This is a genomic window from Streptococcus sp. SS4 (assembly GCF_030440125.1).
Lineage (GTDB): Bacteria > Bacillota > Bacilli > Lactobacillales > Streptococcaceae > Streptococcus.
Genome location: NZ_JAQFJM010000006.1, coordinates 23,985 through 50,359, shown reverse-complemented (window position 1 = coordinate 50,359; position 26,375 = coordinate 23,985). Strand labels below are relative to the sequence as shown.

Here is a 26,375-nt window from a genome sequence, read left to right as displayed (position 1 = left end):
AAGGGGCTTTTTTTCTATTTCTCTTGCGAATAATGAAATGGAGGTAGTTACATGAATAACTTTGAACTTTTTAAACTAAAAGCAGCTGGATTGACAAATTTAAATATTCTTAATATTTTAGACTATCAAAAAAATCAAGATAAAAAACTTAGCTTACGTGATATGGCAGTGGTATCTAAGTCTAAAAATGCAGTTCTCTTTATGGAAAAATACAAGAATTTAGATATTAAGCAGCTTAAGGAAGATTTTCAACGTTTTCCGACCTTATCAATTTTTGATAAGGAGTATCCCATTGAGCTGAAGCATAGCTATAATCCACCTGTCCTCCTCTTTTATCAAGGGAATATTGGTTTGTTACGTAAACCAAAGCTAGCTGTTGTTGGGGCAAGAAAGTGCTCCGAAATAGGCAAACAGTCTGTTCGAAAAATTGTTAGTGAACTTGGGAATCACTTTGCTATTGTGAGTGGTTTGGCGCGTGGGATTGATACTTGTGCTCATATGGAGGCCTTGAAAAATAAAGGTAAGACCATTGCAGTTATCGGGACAGGACTTGATGTTTATTATCCAAAAGAAAATAAAGCTTTGCAGTACTATATATCCAAAAATCATTTAGTTCTTTCAGAATATGGACCGGGTGAACAGCCACTTAAATACCATTTCCCTGAACGCAATCGGATAATTTCTGGATTGTGTCAAGGGGTTATGGTGGTTGAAGCTAAGCTTCGCTCGGGAAGTCTGATTACTTGTGAGCGTGCCATGGAAGAAGGAAGAGATGTTTTCGCCATACCTGGAAATATTTTAGACGGAAAATCGGATGGATGTCATCACTTGATTCAAGAGGGTGCGAAGTGCATTACGACAGGGTTTGACATCCTTTCAGAGTTTTCTTAAAAATCAAACTTCTCCTATAGGGAAAAAGTTTTTTATTGACAGTTAAAGAAAAGGACGGTATCATGTTAGTTGCTCGGTCCAAGATGTTACATTTTTTAATGTCTTGTGACTAGATTTTAGACAGATTAGTGGCGCAGCCAGTTTATAACATTATAAGGAAATAGTCTATGGCGACAGCAACGACAACAAAAACAAAAACTAAAGCAACAAAGAAAACAACGGCTAAAAAGACGACTAAAAAGAGGGCGACACCAAAGAAAAATTTGGTTATCGTGGAGTCTCCTGCCAAAGCAAAAACCATTGAAAAGTACCTTGGGCGCAATTATAAAGTTGTAGCCTCTGTTGGGCATATCCGTGATTTGAAAAAATCAAGTATGTCTATTGACTTTGAAAACAACTACGAACCTCAGTACATTAATATTCGTGGTAAAGGACCTCTTATCAATGAATTGAAGAAAGAGGCTAAAAAAGCCAAGCAAGTCTTTCTCGCAAGTGACCCGGACCGTGAAGGGGAAGCCATTTCATGGCATTTGTCACATATTCTTGGATTAGAGCCAGAGGAAAAAAATCGTGTCGTCTTTAACGAAATTACTAAAGATGCAGTGAAAAATGCCTTTGTGGAGCCACGCGCCATTGACATGGACTTGGTAGATGCGCAGCAAGCTCGTCGTGTCTTGGACCGTATTGTGGGTTACTCAATCTCTCCACTTCTTTGGAAGAAGGTTAAGAAAGGTCTTTCTGCAGGTCGGGTGCAATCGGTAGCTCTTAAGCTTATTATTGATCGTGAGAATGAAATCAAGGCCTTTAAACCAGAAGAATACTGGACTATTGATGGTGCCTTTAAGAAGGGGGCTAAGAAGTTTCAGGCTAGCTTCTATGGCTTGGATGGTAAAAAGCTTAAGCTCAACAATAATGACGATGTTCAAGCTGTTCTTTCTCGTATTACAAGTGACGACTTCAACGTAGATAAGGTAGAGAAAAAAGAACGCCGTCGTAATGCACCATTGCCATACACTACCTCCTCTCTCCAACAGGATGCTGCCAATAAGATTAACTTCCGTACACGTAAGACCATGATGGTTGCCCAACAGTTGTACGAAGGGATTAATCTGGGTTCAGGAGCTCAAGGTTTGATTACCTATATGCGTACGGACTCTACACGTATCAGTCCGGTTGCTCAAAACCAAGCTGCTGAATTTATTACAGAACGCTTTGGTTCTAAGTATTCTAAGCATGGTAGTAAGGTGAAAAATAGCTCAGCGGCGCAAGATGCCCACGAGGCTATTCGTCCTTCAAATGTTTTCCAAACACCAGAAAGCATTGCCAAGTATTTGGATAAGGATCAGCTCAAGCTATATACCCTTATTTGGAATCGTTTTGTGGCTAGTCAAATGACAGCTGCTGTATTTGATACGATGAAGGTGACCTTGTCTCAAAACGGAGTCATTTTCACAGCAAATGGTAGCCAAATCAAGTTTGACGGTTATATGGCCGTTTACAACGACTCTGATAAAAATAAAATGCTTCCTGATATGGCTGAAGGTGATACGGTTAAGAAGGTTGTGACAACGCCTGAACAACACTTTACGCAACCACCTGCACGCTATTCTGAAGCGACACTGATTAAGACGCTGGAAGAAAATGGTGTTGGTCGTCCGTCAACATATGCGCCAACGCTTGATGTTATCCAACGTCGCTACTATGTCAAATTGGTGGCTAAACGTTTTGAACCAACTGAACTTGGTGAAATCGTCAATAGCTTGATCGTCGAATTCTTCCCAGATATTGTGGATGTTAAATTCACCGCTGAAATGGAGGGTAAACTCGATAAGGTTGAAATTGGTAAGGAACAATGGCAGAAGGTAATTGATGAATTCTTCAAACCTTTCCAAAAAGAATTGGAAAAAGCTGAAGAAGGTATTGAAAAAATCCAAATTAAGGATGAGCCAGCTGGTTTTGATTGTGACATCTGTGGTCACCCAATGGTTATCAAACTTGGTCGCTACGGTAAGTTCTACGCATGTAGTAATTTCCCAGACTGTCATAACACCAAGGCCATTACTAAAGAAATTGGCGTTACTTGTCCAACCTGTGGTAAAGGTCAGGTCATCGAACGTAAGACAAAACGTAATCGTGTCTTTTATGGTTGTGACCGCTATCCTGACTGTGAATTTACGTCGTGGGATATTCCTGTTGGACGTAACTGTCCTAAATCAGGCGATTACCTCGTCGAGAAGAAAGTACGTGGTGGTGGCAAACAAGTCATCTGTAGTAACGAAGAGTGTGACTACAAAGAATCTGTTGTTAAATAAAGACATAGCTATCTCAAGTTAAGACTTGGGATAGTTTTTTGTATTTTATCCAAAAAACTGATACTTTCCTTAAATTTGTTTTTTATACTAATGATGAAAGAAAGGAGAGTTATTATGAAACGTTTAAGTTTATCAGGTTTCCAACTCAAATATATAGCCCTCATTACTATGGTATTTGACCATATTCATTACTTTTTTGACTATACAGGGAAAATACCAATTTGGTTTACTATGATTGGGAGATTAGCGGCCCCCTTGTTCCTTTTTACTGTGATTGAAGGTTTCGTTCATACACACAATCGAAAGAAATACTTCCTAAAAATTTATGCTTTAGCAATTTTGATGGGATTAATTCAGTTTGGTTTCTATAATTTTTTACATCCTCTTGTGAGGCCAGATGGTTTCTTTCCGCAAAATATGATGCTGTCGTCATTTGCTATCTTGCTCGTTGCTCTTCAAGGTATCGCTTGGATTCAAGAAAAGAAATATCTAAAAGGAATCCCAACCTTACTTTTCCCATTACTGCTTCCATGGTTATTGGTACCTTTTTATCTGTTAGGTCAAAACAAACCAGTCTTTACTTTCTTCATTAATTTACTTAATTACACAGTGTTTCCAACTCATACGTCTATCAGTGACGGAGGAACGTGGTTACTTTTGACTGGTATCGCTATGTATCTTTGTCATAAGAATCTTAAGAAAGAAGTGCTTGCTTTTGTGAGTGTTAGTTTTGTTTGGGTACTAATGGCGATTGTTCTAACTAGACTTTCTTTTCACGATTTAATGTTTAAATACATTGAATGGATGGAAATATTTGCAGCACCTTTAATGCTTTGTTATAACGGTCAAAGAGGGAAAGGGTCAAAATATTTGTTCTATGTCTTTTACCCAAGTCATATTTATCTACTTTACGCCTTGTCAGTTATCTTCTATAGATGATATGATAAGAGTAACTTTGAACGAAAGGAAAGGTTATGGCTCAAATACTTGTTATTGATGATCAAGAAGATATTGTTCAATTTGTTGTAAAGGCTTTAGAACTCCAAAACCATAATGTGACAGGGCTTACGAGTGTTTTAGATTTGGATAAGAACTCTTTACCTCGATTTGACTTGATTTTACTGGATATAATGATGCCTGATGTTGACGGCCTACAGTTTTGCCATGAGATTCGAAATCAGGTGGATTGCCCTATCCTCTTTATTACAGCTAAAACGCAAGAGGCAGACATCGTCCAAGGATTGACTTATGGTGCAGATGATTATATTTGCAAGCCATTTGGAGTTAAAGAACTCCAAGCGCGTGTTGCGGCTCACTTGAGACGTGAAAATCGAGAACGTCACCATAAGCTTTCACTTGGGGATTTTCAGTTTGATTTGTCGGCTCAGGAGCTTTATCTTGAGAATCAGTTGTTAGATTTGACTAAGTCGGAATATGGTATTTGCCAGTTTTTAGCTGAAAATAAGGGCCAAGTCTTTTCAAAAGAACAAATCTACACGCATTTGTACGGCTATGAGGATAAAGGCAGTCCAACAGCAGTGGCTGAACATATTAAAAATATCCGTGCAAAGCTTAAAGAAGTTGGGCAAAATCCTATTGAAACAGTCTGGGGGATTGGTTACAAGTGGCACTAATTAAAAAACGAGAACACTCTCTAAGAACACTATTGTTATCTTATGTTGTCAGCTTGACGGTCCTATCGGCAATCAGTAGCCTACTTATTTTGTTTTTGTTCAGCTTGTCTTATCATTTTGGCGTTGTGATTCCAGCAAATCAGGTAGAGAGTGATTTGCATGCTGTGAGGAATGATATTGAGACTTCTAAGGTCTTTAATCCCGATATCTTACCTGATGGTACTCGCTATGTCTTTTTAACTAGGGATTTTAAGCTTAAGAAGTCTAACATGCCTGTTAATTTGCAAGAGGAATCCTTGTTAAATTACCAATTCAAGAATGCTCATGGTGGCATATATGGGTATTTTCAGTCATTTGAACGATCAGATGGCATAGTCATTGTCAATTATCAACTATCACCTCGGTATCGTAATGAGTGGATGAACCAGCATTTTCCCAATGCTGATCTTATGATGATTGGTTCAATGTGTGTATCTATCTTAATCATATTTATTATTTTAACTTTTTACTATGCAAATAAATTACGCCAGCAGCTTAGACCGATACTGAGAGCTACTGAAAAAATTTCCCAACAAGATTTGGATTTTCAAACCTCGCAGTCTACAATTAAGGAATTCAATCAGGTTTTAAGTGGCTTGGATCACATGAGGGTTGCGCTCCGTGAATCTTTGATGGAAAATTGGAAGGCAGAGCAAGATAAGCAAAATCAGATTTCAGCCTTGACACATGATTTAAAGACCCCACTGACAGTTGCTCGTGGGAATGCGGAACTCTTAGCTATGACGCCCTTGGATACGGAACAGATGGACTTATTAGAGCATTTTCAAAAAGGGATTGCACAGGTTGATTCTTATGTTAAAGAGTTGTCTGAAGTCAACAAAACGAGTTTGACGAAAACCTTGACGCTTGAAGACATTTCGGTTAGGGAATTTGTTGAAGACATTTACGATCAAACCTTGTCACTAGCACAAGCGAAACAAATCAATGTGGTATTTGACAAGAAGGATATTAAGAAAGAAATCATAGGCCATTGGGACAGGTCCTTGTTGAATCGAGCTTTTATGAATATTGTTTCAAATGCCGTAGAGCATACACCCAGTGGCAGTCTGTTGCTCCTGACCGCTAGGGTAGAAGAAGATAAATTCAAGTTTATCTGCCTTGATTCTGGTCCTGGATTTTCCCTTGAATCTCTTGAAAAGGCTACTCAGCTCTTTTATCAAGAGGATAAAAGCAGACAGAGCCGCAATCATAGTGGCCTTGGTCTAACTATTGCCAATGATATTATTCGCTTACACAATGGTAGTCTTGCTCTTTCGAATGACGATAGCACGGGTGGTGCTAAAGTGACTATCGTTTTACCACTTTAAATACAGATGACTCCTAGTCGCCAGATGAGGAGTTTTTTGCTATACTACTAAGAGTAAAAATGAAGAAAGATTTGTGGGGGCAGGATTTCATCTTGTTCTCGAAGAGGTATTAGTGTCATGTCTCAATCAAAAGCAGATTATATTAACGTGATTGGAGCTGGATTGGCCGGCTCTGAAGCAGCTTATCAGATTGCTAAACGTGGTATTCCGGTAAAACTATATGAAATGCGTGGGGTTAAAGCAACACCTCAGCATAAGACAACAAACTTTGCAGAATTGGTTTGCTCTAACTCTTTCCGTGGCGATAGCTTGACAAATGCTGTAGGACTTCTTAAAGAAGAAATGCGTCGCTTGGACTCTATCATTATGCGTAATGGAGAAGCTCACCGTGTGCCAGCTGGTGGTGCCATGGCGGTTGACCGTGAAGGTTATGCAGAAGCAGTGACAGCTGAAATTGAGAACAATCCATTAATTGAAGTTATCCGAGAAGAAATCACAGAAATTCCTGATGATGCCATTACAGTTATTGCTTCAGGTCCTTTGACTTCTGATGCTTTAGCTGAAAAAATTCACAAGCTAAACGGTGGAGATGGGTTCTATTTCTATGATGCCGCTGCACCGATTGTTGATAAAGCGACTATCGACATGAACAAAGTCTACCTTAAGTCACGCTATGACAAGGGTGAAGCAGCTTACCTAAACTGTCCAATGACCAAGGAGGAGTTCATGGCCTTCCACGAGGCCTTGACTACAGCTGAAGAAGCTCCTTTGAATTCTTTTGAAAAAGAAAAGTATTTCGAGGGTTGTATGCCTATCGAGGTTATGGCTAAACGTGGTATCAAGACAATGCTCTATGGTCCTATGAAACCAGTTGGTTTGGAGTATCCTGAGGATTATAAGGGTCCACGTGATGGTGACTTCAAGACCCCTTATGCGGTTGTACAGCTTCGTCAGGACAATGCGGCTGGTAACCTCTACAATATCGTTGGTTTCCAAACCCACCTCAAATGGGGAGAGCAAAAGCGTGTCTTCCAAATGATTCCTGGTCTTGAAAACGCTGAATTTGTGCGTTACGGGGTAATGCACCGCAACTCTTACATGGACTCGCCAAACTTGCTTAAACAGACCTTCCAATCAAAATCAAATCCTAACTTGTTCTTTGCGGGACAAATGACTGGTGTAGAAGGTTATGTTGAATCAGCTGCCTCAGGTTTGGTTGCCGGCATCAATGCTGCCCGTCTTTTTAAAGGTGAAGATGAACTTATCTTCCCTCAGACAACAGCTATCGGCAGTCTCCCATATTATGTGACTCACGCTGAAAGTAAACATTTCCAACCAATGAATGTTAACTTTGGTATTATCAAAGAACTGGAAGGCCCACGTATTCGTGACAAGAAAGAGCGCTATGAAAAAATTGCTGAGCGAGCCCTTAAAGATTTACAACCTTTTATTCAAGCTTAGACAACATTAAAATCCCTTACCGAATACGGCAAGGGATTTTCAGATTTAAAAGTATTCAATTAACCAAAGAATTTCTTAGCGATTTCTTGACCTTGTTTGATTTTAGCCCATTGTTGAGGTGTTGCCAACTCATTACCTGAGTCACATGAGGCGAAACCACATTGGTGAGAGAGGAAGAGACGTTCTTTTGGAAGGATTTGACTCGCTTTTTCAAGCAAATCGAGGACACGCTCTTCCTCATCAAGGTCAGTAGTTTTAGAAGACAAAAGTCCTAGTACAACTTCAGCTTTGCTGTCTTTGAGGGCTTCGAGAGCTTTGATATCTCCAGCGGTGTCGCTATCCCACTCAAGGAAGAAACGGTCATAGTGTTGCTCTGCCAAGAACTTCTTAGCGATGGCTTCGTAAGTTCCTTCGGCAGCAGAACGGCTTTCATAGTTACCACGACAGTTGTGCGTCCAAACCGTTAAACCAATTTCGTGAGCATAGTCTACAACCTCGTTATTGATAGCTACAAACTCATCAGCCAATTCTGCTAAATCAGAATTACCTTCCGCAAAGAAACTTGCAGGGTTTGATGGGTCAAAAAGTTCCCAGAGACAGTCATCAAATTGAACAATTTTTCCACCGACAGCCTTGTATTCTTCCAAGAATTCTTTATAGGCATTAATCAAACCTTTTTTGAGGTCTTCATTTGTTTCATAGACTTGTCCAGGACCAGCCAAACGGTCAAAGATAGCAAGTTCAGTGTAGGCATGAGCAGGACCCCAGATAGTTTGTTTGGTATCTTCATCACCAGCTTCAGCCTTAACCAATTTATAGATATCTAGGTAATGGTGGTTCTTACCTGAGAGCGGCTCAGTGATGCGAATACCGATATCTTTACGTGTTTCATATTGACCACCATCATGGTCTTTAAAAGTGTAGCCATGCTCAGCAATGTGGCGTTCAATTCCTTTAAATCCCCAGACAAAGTCTAAATGCCACATAGAACGTCCAAACTCACCATCAGTAAGGATGTCAATACCGTTAGCTTTTTGGTCAGCCACAATTTGCTTAATATCTGCAGTTTCAGTTTCTTGATAACCAGGAAGGGCATCATAGAAAGGATACTGGATGTCGTCACGTTGCTCGATTTCGTCCTTATATTTACGGAGATCTGCAGGACGAAGAAGAGAACCTACTAATTGGAATTTAGATTTTGTCATTGTATTTACCTCGAAATGTCTATTTATGTCTATAGTACTTCTTATCTAGACTAATGAAAAATAGTTAATTTTTTGCTGAGGTTATAGTTTTAGGCTATATATACTTTATCTCTGCAAAATGATGCTTCCTATGGTAAAATGGAAAAAAACGATGAAGGTTGAGAACATGCAAAAAACATTCTTTATTATTAAACCAGATGCTGTTAAACGCCATCTAATTGGTCAAGTGCTTGATCGTATCGAACGTCGTGGTTTCATTATTGAACGAATGGAAATGCTGATGCTTGACGAAGAACGTCTTAAAGAACATTATGCTCAATTGGTTGATAAACCATTTTTCCCTAGTATTTCTGAATTCATGATGAGTGGCCCAGCAGTTATTGGTATTATGTCTGGCCCAGGTGTTATCAAGTCATGGCGTGATATGATGGGAGCAACTAATCCTGGGGATGCTACTCCAGGAACGATTCGTGGAGACTTTGCAACTGCACCAGATGGGGACATGGTTCCGAATATTGTTCATGGTTCTGATTCAGAAGAATCTGCGGCTCGAGAAATTCAGATTTGGTTTGGTGAGTAAGATGGATTTAGTAAAGATTCAATCTGATTTAGCTAAGGGTGGACTGTTAATTGATGTCAGAAGTCCAGAAGAGTATGCAGAAGGTCATGTTAAGAATGCCCTCTTGATTCCTCATACACAATTTTTTTCTGCTGAGATTCCAGCTGAAAAAGACGCTTCAATTTACCTCTATTGTAAAATGGGGCCTCGTGCAGAATTTGCTGCATCAGTTCTTAAAGAGCGAGGTTATACTAAGGTGACTAACTTGGGTGGCTTGGACGATATGGAAGCACTAGGTTTTGAATTTGAAGAATAATAGGAATAAGGTCACCCAAGGGTGGTCTTATTTGTTTTCAGAAAAGTTTGATAATTACTTGACAACGTTTTCATAAAGGAGTAGAATTTTTATTGAGTTAAGACAAAGCCTATGAAAATGACTTTGCCAGAACTTGACTAACTTAGCGTATTCCAATTGAGATAAGGCTGGGTATTAAGCCAGTGACTCTAATTGGTAGAGGAGGATTTCGTATGTCAAAAGTTGCTATTGTTACAGGTGCAGGTCAAGGTATTGGTTTTGCGATTGCAAAACGTTTGGTTGAAGATGGTTTTAAAGTCGGAGTATTGGACTACAACGCTGAAACTGCAGAAAAAGCGGTTGCTGAATTGTCAGCAGACAAAGCATTTGCGGTTGTAGCTGATGTATCTAAACAAGCTGAAGTAGCAGCTGCTTTCCAAAAAGTTGTTGATCACTTTGGTGACTTGAATGTTGTTGTTAATAATGCCGGTGTGGCACCAACAACACCACTTGATACTATTACTGAAGAACAGTTCCAACGTACATTTAACATCAATGTCGGTGGTGTTATCTGGGGTGCTCAAGCTGCACAAGCACAATTTAAAGCACTCGGTCATGGTGGTAAAATCATCAATGCAACTTCTCAAGCTGGTGTCGTTGGTAACCCTAACTTGACTGTATACGGTGGTACTAAATTCGCTGTGCGTGGTATTACTCAAACTTTGGCGCGTGACTTGGCTGAATCAGGTATCACTGTTAATGCTTATGCACCAGGTATCGTTAAGACTCCAATGATGTTTGACATTGCTCACGAAGTTGGTAAAAATGCTGGTAAAGATGATGAATGGGGTATGCAAACTTTTGCTAAAGATATTACTCTCAAACGTTTGTCAGAACCTGAAGATGTGGCAGCAGCAGTTAGCTTCTTGGCTGGACCTGACTCAAACTACATCACAGGTCAAACAATCATCGTTGATGGTGGTATGCAATTCCATTAATATTAAAAAGGAGAGCGGAAGACTCTCTTTTTTTTTTGCTTGATAAAACATAATGTTTCTGATAATATAATTGTGATTAATTACGCTTTAAAAGGAGCCTTTCTATGTCAGATATTTTACACTATATTATAGAGCACCCATTTTTTAGTCTCATTCTATTGGGAATTGTTGTACTAGCCTTCGGTTTAGCTCCATTTTCAAGTAGTTCTACAGAAAACAAGCGCTCGGCAATTATTAATAAGCACTACAACGATAATTTTAAGAAGTAAGAAGGACTAAATGCGGTCAGAAAGCAGATATTAGAGATAGGCAAAAGCCTGTCTTTTTTGTATAATAGAAGGTAACGATTAGTTTTTTTATAATCACAAGTAAGAACTAGGAAAGATAAAAATGCCAAATATTGAAGAATTAAAACAACGACAGGAGAAGATTCGTAACTTCTCTATTATTGCCCATATTGACCACGGTAAATCAACCCTTGCTGACCGTATTTTGGAAAAGACTGAGACAGTATCAAGTCGTGAGATGCAGGCGCAACTCCTTGATAGTATGGACCTCGAGCGTGAACGTGGTATCACTATCAAACTAAATGCCATTGAGCTTAACTATACAGCTAAAGATGGAGAAACATATATTTTCCACCTAATCGACACACCAGGACACGTGGACTTTACTTATGAAGTGTCACGTTCTCTTGCTGCCTGTGAGGGTGCAATCTTGGTGGTGGATGCTGCTCAAGGGATTGAAGCGCAAACACTTGCCAATGTTTACTTGGCCCTAGATAATGACTTGGAAATCTTACCAGTTATCAATAAAATCGACCTTCCAGCCGCAGATCCTGAACGTGTACGTACAGAGGTTGAAGATGTTATCGGACTAGATGCTTCTGAAGCCGTGCTTGCATCAGCTAAAGCTGGTATCGGTATCGAGGAGATTCTCGAACAAATCGTTGAGAAAGTTCCTGCACCTCAAGGTGAAGTCGAAGCGCCTCTCCAAGCCCTTATCTTTGACTCTGTTTATGATGCCTACCGTGGGGTTATCCTCCAAGTGCGTGTGGTTAACGGGATGGTTAAACCAGGTGATAAGATTCAAATGATGTCTAATGGCAAGACCTTTGATGTTACTGAGGTTGGTATCTTCACGCCCAAAGCTGTTGGCCGTGACTACCTTGCGACAGGTGATGTTGGTTATATCGCGGCCTCAATCAAGACTGTTGCGGATACCCGTGTCGGTGATACAGTAACACTTGCGGATAATCCAGCAGCAGAGCCACTCCATGGCTATAAGCAAATGAATCCAATGGTCTTCGCCGGTCTTTATCCAATTGAGTCTAATAAATACAATGACTTGCGTGAAGCTCTTGAAAAGCTCCAGTTGAACGATGCCAGTCTTCAGTTTGAGCCTGAAACGTCTCAAGCCCTTGGTTTTGGTTTCCGTTGTGGTTTCTTGGGTCTTCTTCACATGGATGTTATCCAAGAGCGTTTGGAACGTGAGTTTAATATCGACCTCATTATGACAGCACCATCGGTAGTTTACCATGTTAATACGACTGACGGTGAGATGCTTGAAGTGTCTAACCCATCTGAATTCCCAGATCCTACACGTATTGATGCTATTGAAGAGCCTTATGTTAAAGCTCAAATCATGGTTCCTCAAGAGTATGTTGGTGCGGTTATGGAGTTGGCACAACGTAAACGTGGTGATTTTGAAACCATGGAATATATCGATGATAATCGTGTGAACGTTATCTATCAGATTCCACTTGCTGAAATCGTCTTTGATTTCTTTGATAAATTGAAATCATCTACACGTGGTTATGCAAGCTTTGACTATGAATTGTCAGAATACCGTCGCTCACAATTGGTGAAAATGGATATTCTCCTTAATGGTGACAAGGTCGATGCCCTTAGCTTCATCGTGCATAAGGAATTTGCCTACGAGCGTGGAAAACTTATCGTTGATAAGCTTAAGAAAATCATTCCACGTCAACAATTCGAAGTGCCTATCCAAGCGGCTATCGGTCAAAAAATTGTTGCCCGTACAGACATCAAAGCCCTTCGTAAAAACGTCTTGGCTAAGTGTTACGGTGGTGACGTTTCTCGTAAACGTAAACTTCTCGAAAAACAAAAAGCCGGTAAGAAACGTATGAAAGCCATCGGTTCGGTTGAAGTACCACAAGAAGCCTTCTTGTCAGTACTTTCAATGGACGAAGATGAGAAATAAGAGTAATAGTCAGAATGTGATGTTCTGGCTATTTTTGTAATAAAAGTTATGATAAAGATGATTTTAAAATTCCCCTTCTCAAAGCGTGGAAGGATTTATACTGCGACTATACTAATGCTTTTCTTTTTAGGGAATATATATACAAAGCACAAATTTCATGAAAAAGCTGTAGAAGAGTTACAGATGGCTCTAAAAGCTGATAAAGTAACTTCCAATGAGATTTTTGGTAGACGTCAACAATATGTTGCAATTAGTCATCAAGAACCCACTTACTATAATTCTGAAGATAATGTAGCTACTGAGATGATTGGTAGAAATCATTTTGTTCGCTATTACGACACCATGAGTAGTCTCCATCAAGCTCATTTGGTAGTTTATGATATCAACAAAAATTTTGAAAAGAAAATTATTAATTTGACCCCATATTTGAAGAAAATAAAAGATTTTAAAGATATTAAGGAGTTGGCTGTGTCTTTAAAATCGATTGATGGTTACGATTATGTTTTCTTGGAGAATTCTCAAAACGATAAGCAATTTGCTTACAATTTAGATACGAATCAATTTTTAACTAGAGACCTACCAGATTATTCTTACAGTAAGGATGAAATGCTTTATTTTGGTGATAAGAGTTCTGCTCGTAATCAGGTGAATGATAGCAACATGTGGGGATATTTAAAGAGAGAAGGAAACTTGGATGAGCTTTTAAGGAAGTCACCAGCTCAAACAAACAACCATTTATCAGCTCATCTAAATGTGATCCTAGAGATTGATAATGTAGATACATCAAAACAAGAGAATCAAATTAATCTATTTAAAGAAAATTCTGAAGTTAAGCCTATTTACGAAGAGGCTGTTAATCAGACAACAACAAACAGTAATACCTTAAAGAAATTTAAAGTATTGACCCGTCAAGGTAAGGAGGGAGATTTTCCGGTCGGTCCGACTGAGCCAGTGAAAAGCAGCCTACCTAATAAACCAAGCGAGCCAAAGAAAATTCCAGAATTTAATGTTTTTCCTGATTCTATTTTTCCTATTAAACCTTTAAGTTTTAGTGAGATTCTTAACCAAAAGGCAGAACAAGACTATCAGAAAGACTATCGAGCTTACGAAAAAGCACGTCAAAAAGCCCAAAAAGATTATGATAGGAAATATGATGCCTATAAAAAGAAATTGGCTCAATATGAGTCCTATAGAGATAGAGAGTACGACAAAGAATCACAAATCTATTTTTCCCCTGAAGAGCAGAGCAATGATATTTTACATTGGTTGGGAACAAATGGAGAGCAAGCAATTGTAATTTCTGTAGAGGACGGTGCTGGTATTAGGAAGGAAATTCATTCTTTTGCTGATATTAAGGAGTGGGTAGATAAACATGATTACGATAACACTATAAAATCGGACTTTAGAGATTTTAAAGAAGCTAAATAAGGATTCATGGGCTTTTAGTCTTATCAAGAAACCCATCACAAGCATTTTTCTCAGCTTTAGGCTATAATAGACAAAAAGGAATCTTGGGAGGGCCACTATGGATATCATGAGTTTTATCCCCAGTCAGCGACAGGCTATTCTGGAGCGTTTTCAGCAAGTGGAGGCCTTGGGGTTAGGCGCAGTTCGTATTGAGTTGAAGGTTGCGAATCCTGTTGGCATCATCTATGAATGCTACATTTTGGCAGGGGAGAATTATTTTTCTGATCAAGCAGTGATTTCCTTCCGCATTCTCTATGAAAAGGACTTGGAACGCATTTCTTTTGATGTCGTAGATATCCCTGGTCGCTCAAGCTTGTCTAATTATCTCCAGTTAATAGAGATTTTTGAAGGCTTGCAAAATTATCTTAATCGAGAGTTTGCTAAGGTAAAAAATTCATGAACATCTGATAGTAATCGGGTGTTTCTTCTTGCGATGGAAGTTCAAAATTTCACAATCTTTTTTTCACAAGATTGTCTGAAAACTGTGCTATAATGATAACAGAATTGTGAAGTGATAAAAGTTTGTGAAAAAACGAGCAGACTTTGACACTTTGTGACTTATACTTGAAAGGAAAATTGGCTCTATCATTTTAGGGCCAGAAGGACTGTGTTCATGTCAGAAGAAAAGCAATTGTATGGTGCGGATTTAGTGGTTGATAGTTTGATCAACCATGATGTTGATTATGTCTTTGGGATTCCAGGTGCAAAAATCGATAGGGTTTTTGATACTTTGGAAGATAAGGGACCTGAATTGATTGTTGCCCGTCATGAGCAAAATGCTGCTTTTATGGCTCAAGGCGTTGGACGTATCACAGGGAAACCCGGTGTAGTATTGGTAACATCTGGTCCAGGTGTCTCAAATTTGGCTACTGGTTTGGTAACAGCGACAGATGAAGGAGATCCTGTTCTTGCTATTGGTGGTCAGGTTAAGCGTGCAGATCTTTTGAAACGTGCCCATCAATCAATGAATAACGTTGCTATGCTTGAACCGATTACTAAGTATGCTGCTGAAGTACATGATGCTAATACCCTTTCTGAAACGGTAGCGAATGCCTATCGCCATGCTAAGTCAGGGAAACCGGGTGCAAGCTTTATTTCAATTCCTCAAGACGTGACCGATGCTCCGGTCAGTGTTAAGGCTATCAAGCCTATGACGGATCCAAAACTTGGTTCAGCATCTGTTTCTGATATTAACTATCTCGCACAGGCGATTAAAAATGCCGTATTGCCAGTCTTACTTTTAGGGAACGGTGCTTCATCAGAAGCTGTAACTTACTCTATTCGCCAGATTTTGAAACATGTTAAATTACCAGTTGTTGAAACTTTCCAAGGTGCTGGTATCGTGTCACGTGACCTTGAAGAGGATACTTTCTTTGGTCGTGTAGGTCTTTTCCGTAACCAACCGGGGGACATGTTGCTTAAGAAGTCGGACTTGATTATTGCCATTGGTTATGACCCAATTGAGTATGAAGCACGTAACTGGAATGCTGAAATTTCAGCACGTATTATCGTAATTGATGTTGAACCTGCTGAGGTGGATACTTACTTCCAGCCAGAACGTGAGTTGATTGGCAATGTAGAAGCAACCTTAGACTTGCTCTTGCCAGCTATTCAAGGCTACAAATTACCTGAAGGATCAGTTGAATATCTAAAAGGGTTAAAAAATACAGTCGTTGAAGATGTTAAATTTGAGCGTCAGCCCGAAGAAGGTACCGTACATCCACTCGATTTAATTGAAGTTTTACAAGAACAAACAGATGATGATATGACAGTTACCGTTGACGTTGGTAGTCACTATATCTGGATGGCTCGTTATTTCAAATCTTATGAACCACGTCATTTGCTTTTCTCAAATGGGATGCAAACTTTAGGGGTTGCTCTTCCGTGGGCCATCTCTGCAGCTTTGGTTCGTCCTAAGACAAAAGTCATTTCTGTTTCTGGTGACGGTGGTTTCCTCTTCTCAGCACAAGAATTGGAGACAGCAGTTCGATTGAAGTTGCCAATTGTTCATATTATCTGGAACGATGGCCATTATAATATGGTGGAATTCCAGGAAGAAATGAAGTACGGTCGTTCATCTGGGGTTGACTTTGGTCCTGTAGATTTTGTAAAATATGCTGAGAGCTTTGGAGCGAAAGGTTATCGTGCAACAAGTAAAGAGGAGTTTTCTAGCTTGCTCCAAGAAGCCTTGGCTCAAGCTGTAGATGGACCAGTCCTTATTGATGTTCCAATCGACTATAAAGATAATATTAAACTCGGCGAAACTATTTTGCCAGATGAATTTTACTAAAAAGAGGGTGTAGACATGTCTGAAGCCATAAAATTATTTCAATATAATACTTTGGGAGCCTTGATGGCTGGGCTTTATGGAGGTACTTTAACAGTTGGTGAATTGTTGGAGCATGGAGACTTGGGTCTTGGAACATTAGATTCTATTGATGGGGAGTTGATTGTTCTTGATGGTAAAGCCTATCAAGCTAAAGGCTCTGAAGGTAAAGTCGAAGTGGTAGAAGTTTCTCCAGATGAAAAAGTTCCCTATGCAGCAGTCGTACCTCACCAAGCTGAAGTTATCTTCCGTCAACGTTTTGAAATGACTGATAAAGAACTTGAGGATCGTATTGAATCTTACTATGATGGGGTTAATCTCTTCCGTTCCATCAAGATTAAAGGGCATTTTAAACACATGCATGTCCGCATGATACCTAAGTCTACTCCTGATACGAAATTTGCTGAAGTTGCGACTCATCAACCAGAGTATGAATCTGATAATATTTCAGGTACCATCGTTGGGATTTGGACACCAGAAATGTTCCACGGTGTGAGCGTGGCTGGCTATCATTTACATTTTATATCAGATGATTTATCATTTGGTGGGCATGTCATGGACTTTATTATTGACAATGGTATAGTTGAAGTCGGTCCAGTTGACCAACTCGATCAACGTTTCCCAGTTCAAGACCGTCAGTATCTCTTTGCTAAATTCAATGTCGATGAAATGCGTGAAGATATTACCAAGGCTGAATAAAAGATTTTAAAGATATCAATCGATTATAGTTAGAACTTTCCTAGATGATTAGGAAAGTTTTTTTGTTTTTATAATTATTTCGATATCGAAATAGTTGACAGATGTAACGAACAGTGATACAATGAATATGATATTTCGATATAGAAATAAAAAGGAGACAAAAATGGATAAGATGACAGGAGGCTACCAAGCTTTACAGATACGCTTGTTGAACGGGCGTATCTTTCAAAAACTCTTGAGCAAGGAACCAGATGCTCAATACAGAAGTGAACAAGGGAAAATTTTAACAGTCTTATGGCAAAAAGAGCAAGGAAGGGTAACTGCAACTGATATTGCTCTAGCGACGGGACTAGCTAATAACACATTGACTAGCATGATAAAGAAGTTGGTCGAGCAAGGCTTGGTTAAGATTGAACAGAGTGACCAGGACAAGCGCAAGAAGTTTGTAGTCTTGACGGAATTAGGTTGGGCGCAAAAAGAAATTGGAGATTGCGTCAGTCAGGAACTGGGAGAGATATTCTACCAAGGCTTTTCGGATAACGAAATCCAAGAATTTGAGGCCTATCAAGAGCGTATTATAAATAATTTAAAGAAAAAAGAAAACGTGGAATAAGTCATGTCTATTCAAGCACAAAACGCACAAAATCTATACCTTCATGCCATTCAAGATGGCCGTGTGGCAGAAGCTCAGGCTAGCTCTGTAGGGGATGCCTATATCCAACACTCGACAGGGGTTCCAGATGGGAAAGAAGGTTTTGCGGCTTTCTTTGCAGATTTTTTTAAACGTCATCCAGAACGTGATATTAAGATTGTTCGTACCATTGAAGATGGAAATCTTGTTTTTGTTCATGTTCACCAATATCTGAACGGTGGAGAATCCCAATGGGTAACGACGGATACATTCCGTGCAGATGAAAATGGTCGTATCGTTGAGCATTGGGACGTTATTGACTACTATCGCATACCTGAAAATGGCCAACTAGATCAGATCTTTGGAGATTTTGAAATCAAGGATTTGGGTAAGACAGCAGAAAATAAAAAATTGGTCCGTCGTTTCTTGACAGAAATTTACCAAAACAAGGAACTTGATCAATGGGAAGACTTTGTGGCAGAGGAACTGATCCAGCATAACCATGAGATTGGGCAAGGAAGCCAAGCTTATAAGAACTACGTACGCGAGCACGATGTGGCCTATGACTTTGTTTTCCAACTCTTGACGCAAGGGAATTATGCAGTTAGTTATGGTCAGGTCTTGATGGATGGAGTGCCTTATGCTCAGTACGATATCTTCCGTTTAGAAAATGGAAAAATTGTTGAACATTGGGATAATAAGGAAGTGATGCCTAAGGTAGAAGACTTGACCAATAGAGGGAAGTTTTAAGAAGGAGTACCTTATGAAAGCAGTTGTTGTGAGCAGTCCAGGTGGACCAGAGGTATTAGAAGTTGTCGAACGACAAAAACCAATTTTGGAGGCCGGTTGGACATTGGTGAAAATTCAAGGATTTGGTATCAATCACAGTGAAATTTTTACCCGTCAGGGTTTATCGCCGTCAGTTCAATTTCCTCGTGTGTTAGGAATTGAGTGTGTCGGTCTTGTGGAACAAACGACACGACCGGATTTGAAGATTGGACAGCAAATCATTTCCATTATGGGGGAGATGGGGCGAGCTTTTGATGGAGGTTATGCAGAGTATACACTTCTCCCAAATGAGCAAATTTATCCAATCAAGACAGAACTTGATTTGGAAAGCTTGATTGCCCTTCCTGAAACCTATTACACAGCTTATGGCTCTTTTCTTAATCTCAAGATTGAGGAGAAAGATTGCGTGTTAGTTCGCGGAGCAACCAGTGGTGTAGGAATTGCTTTTGCTAAACTACTTAAAGGAAAATTTCCTGAGATTCACTTGGTAGGAACTAGCCGAAATTTAGCCAAGGAAGACCAATTGAAGGCGGTTGGATTTGATCAGGTGATTTTGGAGAAGGATGGCGTTTTGCAAAGTGAGGAGTCTTTCACAAAAATTCTAGATCTAGTGGGACCTCGTCATATCAAAGATAGTATCCATCACTTAAGTGAAGGAGGAATTATCTGCTCTTGTGGTCAATTAGGTGGCCAGTGGACCTTGGCTGATTTTGATCCAATTGTTGAATTGGCGAAGAATGTTTATTTAACGACCTTTTATTCGGGGAGTGTTTCAAATGAAAAGCTCCAAGAGTTGATCGATTTTGTGGAATTGTATCAAGTGGATGTCCGGCCTGAGAAGGTTTATAGACTAGAAGAGATACAAGAAGCGCACACCTATCTTGAAAGTAGCCAGTCCTTCGGGAAAGTAATTGTGAAAATTGAGGAAGAATATGATTGAATATAAAAATGTAGTCCTGCGCTACACGGATACAGACATTTTAAAAGATGTCAATCTCCGTATTGAAGATGGAGAATTTATGGTCCTTGTGGGACCTTCAGGATCTGGGAAAACCACCATGCTCAAGATGATCAATCGTCTTTTGGAGCCGACAGATGGCAATATTTATATGGACGGAAAACGCATCAAGGACTATGATGAACGAGAGTTACGTCTTTCTACTGGTTATGTTTTGCAGGCCATTGCTCTCTTTCCAAATCTAACTGTCGCTGAGAATATTGCTTTAATTCCAGAGATGAAAGGGTGGACTAAAAGCCAAATAGCCTCTAAAACTGAAGAACTCTTGGACAAGGTAGGTCTGCCTGCTGCAGAGTATGCAAATCGCAAGCCAAGCGAGTTATCGGGTGGGGAGCAACAACGGATTGGCATTGTGCGGGCCATCATTGCAGAGCCAAAGATTCTATTGATGGACGAGCCCTTTTCAGCCTTGGATGCTATTTCTCGTAAGCAGTTGCAGGCTCTCACCAAAGACTTGCACAAAGAATTTGGTATGACGACTATTTTCGTGACCCATGATACGGACGAGGCCTTGAAATTAGGCGATCAGATTGCGGTGCTACAAGAAGGAGAGATTGTGCAGGTGGCGGATTCTGAGACCATTCTAGCCCAACCAGCCAACGACTTTGTTGAGGATTTATTTGGAGGTGCTCACCATGTCTAAACTATTTGCAACCTTTCAAGAACGTTTTGGAGACTGGCTCACTGCACTAGGGCAACATTTGCAACTGTCATTACTGACCCTTCTCCTTGCGATTTTTCTGGCGGTCCCTCTGGCTATTCATTTAAGTACACGCAAGAGAGCCAGCAACTGGGTTTTACAGGTGGCTGGGATCTTCCAGACTATTCCTTCCATGGCCCTTTTGGGCCTCTTCATTCCCATCATGGGAATTGGAACACTTCCGGCCTTGACAGCTCTCGTCATCTATGCCATTTTCCCCATCCTTCAAAATACCATCACCGGTTTGCAGGGGATTGATCCAAGTCTAGAAGAAGCAGGGGTGGCCTTTGGGATGACCAAGTGGGAACGACTCAAGAAGTTTGAGATTCCCTTGGCCATGCCCGTCATCATGTCTGGGATTCGGACAGCAGCTGTGATGATTATTGGGACAGCTACCCTAGCTGCCTTAATTGGAGCTGGGGGACTCGGTTCCTTTATCCTTCTAGGGATTGACCGCAATAATGCCAGTCTGATTTTGATCGGTGCCCTGTCTTCAGCCTTCTTGGCCATCGCCTTTAACCTTCTTCTCAAATGGATGGAAAAGGCTAAATTGCGGACCATCTTTGCGGCTTTTTCGGTAATGGTTATCGGATTGGGAGTATCTTATACGCCAAGTCTTTTTCCCAAACCGGAAAAAGAAAACTTGGTCATCGCTGGGAAGTTAGGTCCTGAACCGGAAATTCTAGCCAATATGTATAAGATTTTGATCGAAGAACACACGGACATGACAGTGACCGTCAAACCGAATTTTGGCAAGACCACCTTCCTCTATGAAGCTCTGAAAAAAGGGGATATTGCTATCTATCCAGAGTTTACAGGGACCGTGACCGAAAGTCTCCTCAAGCCGGCGCCGCAAGTCGACCATGATCCAGAAGCAGTCTATCAAGCGGCTCGAGATGGGATCAAGAAACAAGACAACCTAGCCTTGCTCAAACCCATGGCTTATCAGAATACCTATGCTGTCGCGGTGCCTAAGAAAATTGCCCAAGAGTATGGACTCAAGACCATTTCCGACTTGAAAAAGGTGGAAGGACAACTCAAGGCGGGATTTACGCTAGAGTTTAATGATCGAGAGGATGGGAACAAGGGCTTGCAGAAAGTCTATGGTCTTAATCTACAAGTCTCCACCATGGAGCCAGCACTTCGCTACCAGGCGATACAGTCTGGTGAAATCCAGATAACAGATGCCTATTCAACTGATGCCGAGCTTGCTCGCTATGACCTTGTGACCCTAGAGGATGACAAACAACTCTTCCCACCTTATCAAGGAGCTCCCCTCATGAAAGAAGCTCTTCTTAAGAAACATCCAGAATTGGAAGGCATTCTAAACAAGTTAGCTGGTAAAATCACAGCAGAGCAAATGAGCCAGATGAACTACCAAGTGGGAGTAGAAGGTAAACCGGCTGCCCAAGTCGCACATGATTTCTTGGTAAAAGAAGGTGTTATTAAGAAATAATGGAAAATTTGCACAAAAAGTAACTTTTTAAATAACTTTTTTAGTTACTATTTGTCTGTTTTCTATCCTATTTTCAGATATAATAAAGATAACAAATTAAGGAGCCCTTCATGCCAATTAGTCAATATACGATTTCACAATTTATCGTTGATGCTTTTACAGATACTGTTTTTAAAGGAAACCCGGCTGCTGTTTGTCTTCTGGACGAATGGTTGTCGGATAATACCTTACAGAATATTGCCAAAGAAAACAATCTCTCTGAGACAGCTTTTACGGTTAAAAGGAACGGCTATTACGATTTACGTTGGTTTACTCCCGGTGGAGAAATCGATTTGTGTGGTCATGCTACTTTAGCAACTGCTTTTGTTCTCTTTCAATTTAAAGAAAAAGAAGCTGAAAATCTTACCTTTGCAACACAAAGTGGCGAACTTGTGGTTACTAAGAAAGCTGAGTATTATGAGCTGAATTTCCCAGTTTACTCGATGCACCAAGTTCCAGTAACAAGTGAGATGGAAGAAGCAATCGGTATTCGTCCGCTTGAAGCGTGGCTGGGAAGAGACCTAGTGTGTATCCTCCCTCATGAAAATGATGTCATTGCTGCGACTCCAGATTTCGATAAAGTTAAAGCATTAGATGGCTTACTCCTAAATATCACAGCTAAAGGTAAAAACTATGATACCGTTACACGTAGTTTTGCACCAAAATTATCAGTCATGGAGGATCCAGTTTGTGGTTCCGGGCATTGTCATGTCATTCCCTTTTGGGCTAATAAGTTAGGACAGAAAGAATTTAGAGCTTATCAAGCCTCTAAGAGAAGTGGTCATCTTATTTGTCGTCTTAAAGGAGACAGGATTTACCTTGCAGGAAAAGCTACCCTCTATAGCCGTGGCGAGATTTATGTGACAGACTAGATGTTGTCTAGTATAAGCAATAACGATTAAAGTCATTATAGAAACAAAAGATGTCTAGCTGAGCTAGGCATTTTAAATTTTCCAAATTTTTTTGAAGAATTTTCAGAAAAGACTTGACAATTTTGAAAATAAGCGTATGATATAGAGTATGAACTTAGAAATAGTAATTTTACTATATTAATCTATGTCGACTACGGTTGGTATTGTGAAAAGACTAAATAGTTCTATTAACTATTCTATAGAGCGTTGCGTCCGAAAGTCATTCCTGACACGGCTCTTTAAAAACAAAAGGAGAAGATTATGAAAACAGAACCGATTCGTCGTACCAGTATGTGGAAATTTAAGTTAAGTGCTTCCACCATGACTTTGATTCCCGCTGCCGTGGGGATTAACTATGTTGCCAAAGCCTTGGCGGAGGGGTTAAAGTTGCCCGTTTGGCTGGGGTCTTTGGGAACCTTTCTTGCCAGCATGTTGGCTGGGCCGGTTGCCGGTGCCATCAGTGGTTTCATCAACAATGTGATCTATGGGCTGACCTTATCGCCAATTTCAACCGTGTATGCGATTACCAGCATCGGAATTGGGATTGCTGTCGGAGTTTTGCACGCCAATGGGTGGTTCTCGTCAGTGCGACGAGTATTTGTTTCTGCTATTATTATTGCCATCGTTTCAGCTGTCATTTCAACGCCACTCAACGTCATCTTTTGGGGTGGTCAGACCGGTATCGCTTGGGGTGACTCATTGTTTGCGGTAATGGTCGCCAATCATGCACCAGTGTGGCTGGCCTCATTTACCGATGAGTTTGTCTTGGATATTTTGGATAAAGTCTGCGTGGCCTACCTGGCATTCTTCATCTATCGTCAGCTGCCGAAGCGGATGGTGCACTTCTTTAGCGGTGATAAATGATGACTGATCAAACATTGATTTCTGGAGCGCCACGGGTCAAGCTCAAGTGGTACCAGGTGATCGATCCGATTACTAAGCTCTTGTTCATCTTGGACATGACGTTGTTGAGCTTTGCCAGTATGAATTTATTGCTTCAGGCCGGATTAATTCTTGTCGCAACATTGCTATTGTTATTTTCCAAATTGAGTTCTACCATCTTTAAGGCGCTGGGATTCAGCCTGTTTCTGATTTGCACCATGCTGATCATCCAGGGGTTATTTTACAGTCGGAATCAAACTGTGCTGTTTTCTTTGCTTGGGGTGTCGTTCTACAAAGAAGGCCTGATTTATGCCACCACTCTGGGTTGTCGAGTATTGGTGATTATTTTGACCAGTGGCTTTTTTATGGTGACCACGAGTATTTCAGAAAACGCGGCCTATTTGGAACTGTCCGGATTATCTTATAAAACCGTCTACGTTCTGATGTCGGTTTGTTATATTTTGCCGGAAATGATGCGCAATATGCGGAAAATCCAGCAGGCACAAAAAGTTCGCGGAACCAATCCGCAAAAAACGTTGATTCAGAAATTAAAGTCAGTCCTGCCAGTTCTAATTCCATTGGTGATTAAGACCTTGGATCAATCGATGGCGCGGTCGATTTCGCTCCAACTGAGAGGTTTTGATAATCCCAACCGGACTGTCAGAACCTCCCAGCGCGTGTATCGCCTGTCGCGGACGCTGCACATTGGTCTGACTGGATTGGCAATTTTATTGATTGGGTGGAAGATATGGAAGAAGATAAACGGATTGTAATTGAAAATTTGACCACCCGTTATCCGGGTACTGAGCAACCACAACTGCGTCAGATTAACGCGGAGGTTCATACCGGCCAGGTGGTTGGGATTATCGGGAATAGCCACTCCGGCAAATCGACTTTGTGCCGTGTGCTGGCAGGGGTCATTCCCAAAATTGTGTCTGCTGAGATTGAGGGCGACTGGCACATGTTTGGCCAGCGAGTGTCCGACAATTGGCCCGTTTATAATGCCATGAATGGAGTTGTACTGCAAAATCCAGCTGGCCAACTAAGCGGGTTGGCAGACACGGTTGCCGATGAAATCGCCTTTGACTTGATTAATCAGGGAATGGCTGAAGGACTGATTCAAAAACGGGTTGAAGAAGTTGCCACGCAGATGGGGCTGATTGAACAGCTGAATTTGCGTCCCGAGAGCCTTTCCGGTGGTCAGATCCAGCGGTTGGCAATTGCCACGGCGATTGTGGCTAATCCGGCTGTTTTGATTATGGATGATCCGACCAGTCAGATGGATCCCCTTGGCCGCCGGCAATTTTTCCAATGGCTGGCCCAAGTCAAAGAGACAACTGTCTTCATTGTCACCAGTGAAATTGACGATTTGTGCGAAGTCGCCGACGTTGTGTGGGTGCTGCACGAGGGTCAAATGGTAGCCCAGGGCAGGCCGGGTGAGGTGTTTAATCATTTGGCAGCTGACTGGCAGATTCCAGCCCCGACAATCCAGCAACTTGCTCAAAAAATGGATTGGCACTTGGCTGATGGCCGGTATCCGGTGAATGGCGCTGATCTGAAGGAGGCTTGTTATGTCCACAATTGAACTGAACCACCTGACGTTCACTTATCCGGAACGGTCCTTTAGCTTGGATGTTGAAGACAAACACTTCGCCGATCCGATGGTGGCGATTGTCGGCCAAAATGGTGCCGGTAAATCAACGCTCTTCAAATTGTTGACGGGCTTGCTGACACCACAAACCGGTGTGATTAAGATCGATGGAGAAAATTTTAATGATCTTAAACCAGTCGAAAAGTTACTGAAGGTTGGGATTACTTTTCAGAATCCTGACGATCAGCTTTTCAACCCGACCGTTCAACGAGAGGTGGAGTGGAGTGTCGCGCAGGTCATGGATGACCACGACACGATTACGAGGCGGGCTTTAGCGGCTCTAAAAAGAGTTGGCTTGGATGATAAAGCAGCTGAAAGTCCATATGACCTGTCATTGTCGGAACGCAAGCTGTTGAGCGTTGCCACAGTTTTGGCAGTGGATCCGGCGATTTATTTATTTGATGAGCCGATGATGTCGCTTGATTGGGAAAGCCGGCGCAAGTTGACCGCAATTTTCCATCAGTTGGCTGATTCGGGCCACCAAGTTGTGACCATCACCCATGACATGGATTGGGTCGCCGCCGAGTTTGAGTCGGTGTATGTTATGGAACACGGGAAGTTTGGCTTCGCCGGCAGTCCACGGGAATTGTTCAGCGATCACGAACTTGTCCAGCGAGTGGGATTACTACCACCGCGGATTATGGACATAGCGGAGTCGCTGGGTGATTCACAGACATATTTATCGGTTAATGATTATTGCCAGAAAAATCGAGATGTATAGAAAAAGTCACCTCTGCGGGTTTTCCAGGTTGAAGGATTAACTTCAGCTTCTGGCAAGAACTCACGGTTCTTTTCTATCATTTGTCAAGTCTATCAAGGCTTTAAGTAAAAAAAAGAGATAAGACAGTATCTATTCTGAGG

At 41.0% G+C, this 26,375-nt stretch carries 26 protein-coding genes; 25 read left to right on the top strand and 1 reads right to left on the bottom strand.

Annotated features, from left to right (window positions below):
• Positions 1–51 precede the first annotated feature (51 nt).
• The 6 genes from dprA (at position 52) to trmFO (ending at position 7,665) form a co-directional block, all read left to right on the top strand.
• Entirely contained in the window at positions 52–891 is an 840-nt protein-coding gene (gene dprA / locus PCY16_RS06240; RefSeq protein WP_195413589.1) for a DNA-processing protein DprA, read from the top strand.
• Positions 892–1,058: 167 nt separating this feature from the next.
• Positions 1,059–3,203 (top strand): type I DNA topoisomerase, encoded by a 2,145-nt coding sequence (gene topA / locus PCY16_RS06235; protein WP_195413590.1) that lies wholly within the window; start codon positions 1,059–1,061, stop codon positions 3,201–3,203.
• 114 nt (positions 3,204–3,317) lie between these two features.
• Positions 3,318–4,142, top strand: a complete 825-nt coding sequence (locus PCY16_RS06230) for a TraX family protein (protein WP_195413591.1) — start codon at positions 3,318–3,320, stop codon at positions 4,140–4,142.
• 35 nt (positions 4,143–4,177) lie between these two features.
• Positions 4,178–4,837, top strand: coding sequence for a response regulator transcription factor (locus PCY16_RS06225; protein ID WP_195413592.1), 660 nt, complete (start codon positions 4,178–4,180; stop codon positions 4,835–4,837).
• Complete coding sequence (locus PCY16_RS06220) at positions 4,828–6,204, top strand: sensor histidine kinase KdpD (RefSeq protein WP_195413593.1); 1,377 nt, start codon at positions 4,828–4,830, stop codon at positions 6,202–6,204. The genes PCY16_RS06225 and PCY16_RS06220 overlap by 10 nt, the downstream gene beginning before the upstream one ends.
• Positions 6,205–6,321: 117 nt before the next feature.
• Positions 6,322–7,665, top strand: a complete 1,344-nt coding sequence (gene trmFO / locus PCY16_RS06215) for a methylenetetrahydrofolate--tRNA-(uracil(54)-C(5))-methyltransferase (FADH(2)-oxidizing) TrmFO (RefSeq protein ID WP_195413594.1) — start codon at positions 6,322–6,324, stop codon at positions 7,663–7,665.
• Positions 7,666–7,724: 59 nt separating this feature from the next.
• Here trmFO and PCY16_RS06210 read toward each other — a convergent pair whose 3' ends face one another.
• Entirely contained in the window at positions 7,725–8,870 is a 1,146-nt protein-coding gene (locus tag PCY16_RS06210; RefSeq protein ID WP_195413595.1) for a cobalamin-independent methionine synthase II family protein, read from the bottom strand.
• A gap of 166 nt (positions 8,871–9,036) precedes the next feature.
• Here PCY16_RS06210 and ndk point away from each other — a divergent pair, with 166 nt between their 5' ends.
• The 19 genes from ndk to PCY16_RS06115 all read left to right on the top strand — a co-directional run bounded on the left by ndk (position 9,037) and on the right by PCY16_RS06115 (position 26,235).
• Positions 9,037–9,450, top strand: a complete 414-nt coding sequence (gene ndk / locus PCY16_RS06205; RefSeq protein ID WP_171963624.1) for a nucleoside-diphosphate kinase — start codon at positions 9,037–9,039, stop codon at positions 9,448–9,450.
• A 1-nt stretch (position 9,451) separates the two neighbouring features.
• Entirely contained in the window at positions 9,452–9,745 is a 294-nt protein-coding gene (locus PCY16_RS06200) for a rhodanese-like domain-containing protein (RefSeq protein ID WP_064524361.1), read from the top strand.
• Positions 9,746–9,957: 212 nt separating this feature from the next.
• Positions 9,958–10,722 carry a (S)-acetoin forming diacetyl reductase gene (locus PCY16_RS06195; protein WP_060972977.1) on the top strand — a complete coding sequence of 255 codons (765 nt, stop codon included), beginning with the start codon at positions 9,958–9,960 and terminating at the stop codon, positions 10,720–10,722.
• Positions 10,723–10,826: 104 nt separating this feature from the next.
• Positions 10,827–10,991 carry a hypothetical protein gene (locus PCY16_RS06190; protein ID WP_171963656.1) on the top strand — a complete coding sequence of 55 codons (165 nt, stop codon included), beginning with the start codon at positions 10,827–10,829 and terminating at the stop codon, positions 10,989–10,991.
• A 121-nt stretch (positions 10,992–11,112) separates the two neighbouring features.
• Complete coding sequence (lepA, locus tag PCY16_RS06185; protein ID WP_002891049.1) at positions 11,113–12,945, top strand: translation elongation factor 4; 1,833 nt, start codon at positions 11,113–11,115, stop codon at positions 12,943–12,945.
• A 48-nt stretch (positions 12,946–12,993) separates the two neighbouring features.
• Positions 12,994–14,373: a hypothetical protein gene (locus tag PCY16_RS06180; RefSeq protein ID WP_195413596.1), complete on the top strand. Its 1,380-nt coding sequence runs from the start codon at positions 12,994–12,996 to the stop codon at positions 14,371–14,373.
• 97 nt (positions 14,374–14,470) lie between these two features.
• Positions 14,471–14,812, top strand: coding sequence for a hypothetical protein (locus PCY16_RS06175; RefSeq protein ID WP_195413597.1), 342 nt, complete (start codon positions 14,471–14,473; stop codon positions 14,810–14,812).
• 213 nt (positions 14,813–15,025) lie between these two features.
• Positions 15,026–16,702 carry an acetolactate synthase AlsS gene (gene alsS, locus PCY16_RS06170; RefSeq protein ID WP_064524367.1) on the top strand — a complete coding sequence of 559 codons (1,677 nt, stop codon included), beginning with the start codon at positions 15,026–15,028 and terminating at the stop codon, positions 16,700–16,702.
• Between the two features lie 15 nt (positions 16,703–16,717).
• Entirely contained in the window at positions 16,718–17,437 is a 720-nt protein-coding gene (budA, locus tag PCY16_RS06165; protein WP_073689341.1) for an acetolactate decarboxylase, read from the top strand.
• 163 nt (positions 17,438–17,600) lie between these two features.
• Complete coding sequence (locus PCY16_RS06160; protein WP_070575561.1) at positions 17,601–18,050, top strand: MarR family winged helix-turn-helix transcriptional regulator; 450 nt, start codon at positions 17,601–17,603, stop codon at positions 18,048–18,050.
• 3 nt (positions 18,051–18,053) lie between these two features.
• A complete protein-coding gene (locus tag PCY16_RS06155; RefSeq protein ID WP_195413599.1) occupies positions 18,054–18,818 on the top strand; it encodes a nuclear transport factor 2 family protein in 765 nt (254 codons plus the stop codon).
• Positions 18,819–18,831: 13 nt separating this feature from the next.
• Positions 18,832–19,797 carry a zinc-binding dehydrogenase gene (locus tag PCY16_RS06150; RefSeq protein WP_195413600.1) on the top strand — a complete coding sequence of 322 codons (966 nt, stop codon included), beginning with the start codon at positions 18,832–18,834 and terminating at the stop codon, positions 19,795–19,797.
• On the top strand, positions 19,790–20,518 hold the full coding sequence (locus PCY16_RS06145; protein ID WP_195413601.1) for an ABC transporter ATP-binding protein: 729 nt from the start codon (positions 19,790–19,792) through the stop codon (positions 20,516–20,518). The genes PCY16_RS06150 and PCY16_RS06145 overlap by 8 nt, the downstream gene beginning before the upstream one ends.
• Positions 20,511–22,031 carry an ABC transporter permease/substrate-binding protein gene (locus PCY16_RS06140; protein ID WP_195413602.1) on the top strand — a complete coding sequence of 507 codons (1,521 nt, stop codon included), beginning with the start codon at positions 20,511–20,513 and terminating at the stop codon, positions 22,029–22,031. Before PCY16_RS06145 ends, PCY16_RS06140 begins: the two co-directional genes overlap by 8 nt.
• Before the next feature lie 110 nt (positions 22,032–22,141).
• Positions 22,142–22,942: a PhzF family phenazine biosynthesis protein gene (locus PCY16_RS06135; protein WP_195413603.1), complete on the top strand. Its 801-nt coding sequence runs from the start codon at positions 22,142–22,144 to the stop codon at positions 22,940–22,942.
• 300 nt (positions 22,943–23,242) lie between these two features.
• Entirely contained in the window at positions 23,243–23,845 is a 603-nt protein-coding gene (locus PCY16_RS06130) for an ECF transporter S component (protein WP_195413604.1), read from the top strand.
• Positions 23,845–24,636 carry an energy-coupling factor transporter transmembrane component T gene (locus tag PCY16_RS06125; RefSeq protein ID WP_195413605.1) on the top strand — a complete coding sequence of 264 codons (792 nt, stop codon included), beginning with the start codon at positions 23,845–23,847 and terminating at the stop codon, positions 24,634–24,636. The genes PCY16_RS06130 and PCY16_RS06125 overlap by 1 nt, the downstream gene beginning before the upstream one ends.
• Complete coding sequence (locus PCY16_RS06120; protein ID WP_037597839.1) at positions 24,612–25,448, top strand: ABC transporter ATP-binding protein; 837 nt, start codon at positions 24,612–24,614, stop codon at positions 25,446–25,448. Before PCY16_RS06125 ends, PCY16_RS06120 begins: the two co-directional genes overlap by 25 nt.
• Positions 25,435–26,235 carry an energy-coupling factor ABC transporter ATP-binding protein gene (locus PCY16_RS06115; protein ID WP_002891034.1) on the top strand — a complete coding sequence of 267 codons (801 nt, stop codon included), beginning with the start codon at positions 25,435–25,437 and terminating at the stop codon, positions 26,233–26,235. Before PCY16_RS06120 ends, PCY16_RS06115 begins: the two co-directional genes overlap by 14 nt.
• The last annotated feature ends 140 nt before the right edge of the window (positions 26,236–26,375 follow it).

What these genes read in the sequence shown, in the direction of transcription:
- trmFO (WP_195413594.1), top strand. Translation starts at nt 6,322, where the DNA reads ATGTCTCAATCAAAAGCAGATTATATTAACGTGATTGGAGCTGGATTG.
- PCY16_RS06195 (WP_060972977.1), top strand. Translation starts at nt 9,958, where the DNA reads ATGTCAAAAGTTGCTATTGTTACAGGTGCAGGTCAAGGTATTGGTTTT.
- PCY16_RS06130 (WP_195413604.1), top strand. Translation starts at nt 23,243, where the DNA reads ATGAAAACAGAACCGATTCGTCGTACCAGTATGTGGAAATTTAAGTTA.
- PCY16_RS06155 (WP_195413599.1), top strand. Translation starts at nt 18,054, where the DNA reads ATGTCTATTCAAGCACAAAACGCACAAAATCTATACCTTCATGCCATT.
- PCY16_RS06115 (WP_002891034.1), top strand. Translation starts at nt 25,435, where the DNA reads ATGTCCACAATTGAACTGAACCACCTGACGTTCACTTATCCGGAACGG.
- PCY16_RS06210 (WP_195413595.1), bottom strand. Translation starts at nt 8,870, where the DNA reads ATGACAAAATCTAAATTCCAATTAGTAGGTTCTCTTCTTCGTCCTGCA.
- PCY16_RS06145 (WP_195413601.1), top strand. Translation starts at nt 19,790, where the DNA reads ATGATTGAATATAAAAATGTAGTCCTGCGCTACACGGATACAGACATT.
- PCY16_RS06125 (WP_195413605.1), top strand. Translation starts at nt 23,845, where the DNA reads ATGACTGATCAAACATTGATTTCTGGAGCGCCACGGGTCAAGCTCAAG.
- PCY16_RS06135 (WP_195413603.1), top strand. Translation starts at nt 22,142, where the DNA reads ATGCCAATTAGTCAATATACGATTTCACAATTTATCGTTGATGCTTTT.
- budA (WP_073689341.1), top strand. Translation starts at nt 16,718, where the DNA reads ATGTCTGAAGCCATAAAATTATTTCAATATAATACTTTGGGAGCCTTG.
- PCY16_RS06180 (WP_195413596.1), top strand. Translation starts at nt 12,994, where the DNA reads ATGATAAAGATGATTTTAAAATTCCCCTTCTCAAAGCGTGGAAGGATT.
- PCY16_RS06140 (WP_195413602.1), top strand. Translation starts at nt 20,511, where the DNA reads ATGTCTAAACTATTTGCAACCTTTCAAGAACGTTTTGGAGACTGGCTC.
- PCY16_RS06225 (WP_195413592.1), top strand. Translation starts at nt 4,178, where the DNA reads ATGGCTCAAATACTTGTTATTGATGATCAAGAAGATATTGTTCAATTT.
- PCY16_RS06200 (WP_064524361.1), top strand. Translation starts at nt 9,452, where the DNA reads ATGGATTTAGTAAAGATTCAATCTGATTTAGCTAAGGGTGGACTGTTA.
- ndk (WP_171963624.1), top strand. Translation starts at nt 9,037, where the DNA reads ATGCAAAAAACATTCTTTATTATTAAACCAGATGCTGTTAAACGCCAT.
- PCY16_RS06230 (WP_195413591.1), top strand. Translation starts at nt 3,318, where the DNA reads ATGAAACGTTTAAGTTTATCAGGTTTCCAACTCAAATATATAGCCCTC.
- PCY16_RS06175 (WP_195413597.1), top strand. Translation starts at nt 14,471, where the DNA reads ATGGATATCATGAGTTTTATCCCCAGTCAGCGACAGGCTATTCTGGAG.
- PCY16_RS06190 (WP_171963656.1), top strand. Translation starts at nt 10,827, where the DNA reads ATGTCAGATATTTTACACTATATTATAGAGCACCCATTTTTTAGTCTC.
- alsS (WP_064524367.1), top strand. Translation starts at nt 15,026, where the DNA reads ATGTCAGAAGAAAAGCAATTGTATGGTGCGGATTTAGTGGTTGATAGT.
- PCY16_RS06160 (WP_070575561.1), top strand. Translation starts at nt 17,601, where the DNA reads ATGGATAAGATGACAGGAGGCTACCAAGCTTTACAGATACGCTTGTTG.
- PCY16_RS06120 (WP_037597839.1), top strand. Translation starts at nt 24,612, where the DNA reads ATGGAAGAAGATAAACGGATTGTAATTGAAAATTTGACCACCCGTTAT.
- dprA (WP_195413589.1), top strand. Translation starts at nt 52, where the DNA reads ATGAATAACTTTGAACTTTTTAAACTAAAAGCAGCTGGATTGACAAAT.
- PCY16_RS06150 (WP_195413600.1), top strand. Translation starts at nt 18,832, where the DNA reads ATGAAAGCAGTTGTTGTGAGCAGTCCAGGTGGACCAGAGGTATTAGAA.
- lepA (WP_002891049.1), top strand. Translation starts at nt 11,113, where the DNA reads ATGCCAAATATTGAAGAATTAAAACAACGACAGGAGAAGATTCGTAAC.
- topA (WP_195413590.1), top strand. Translation starts at nt 1,059, where the DNA reads ATGGCGACAGCAACGACAACAAAAACAAAAACTAAAGCAACAAAGAAA.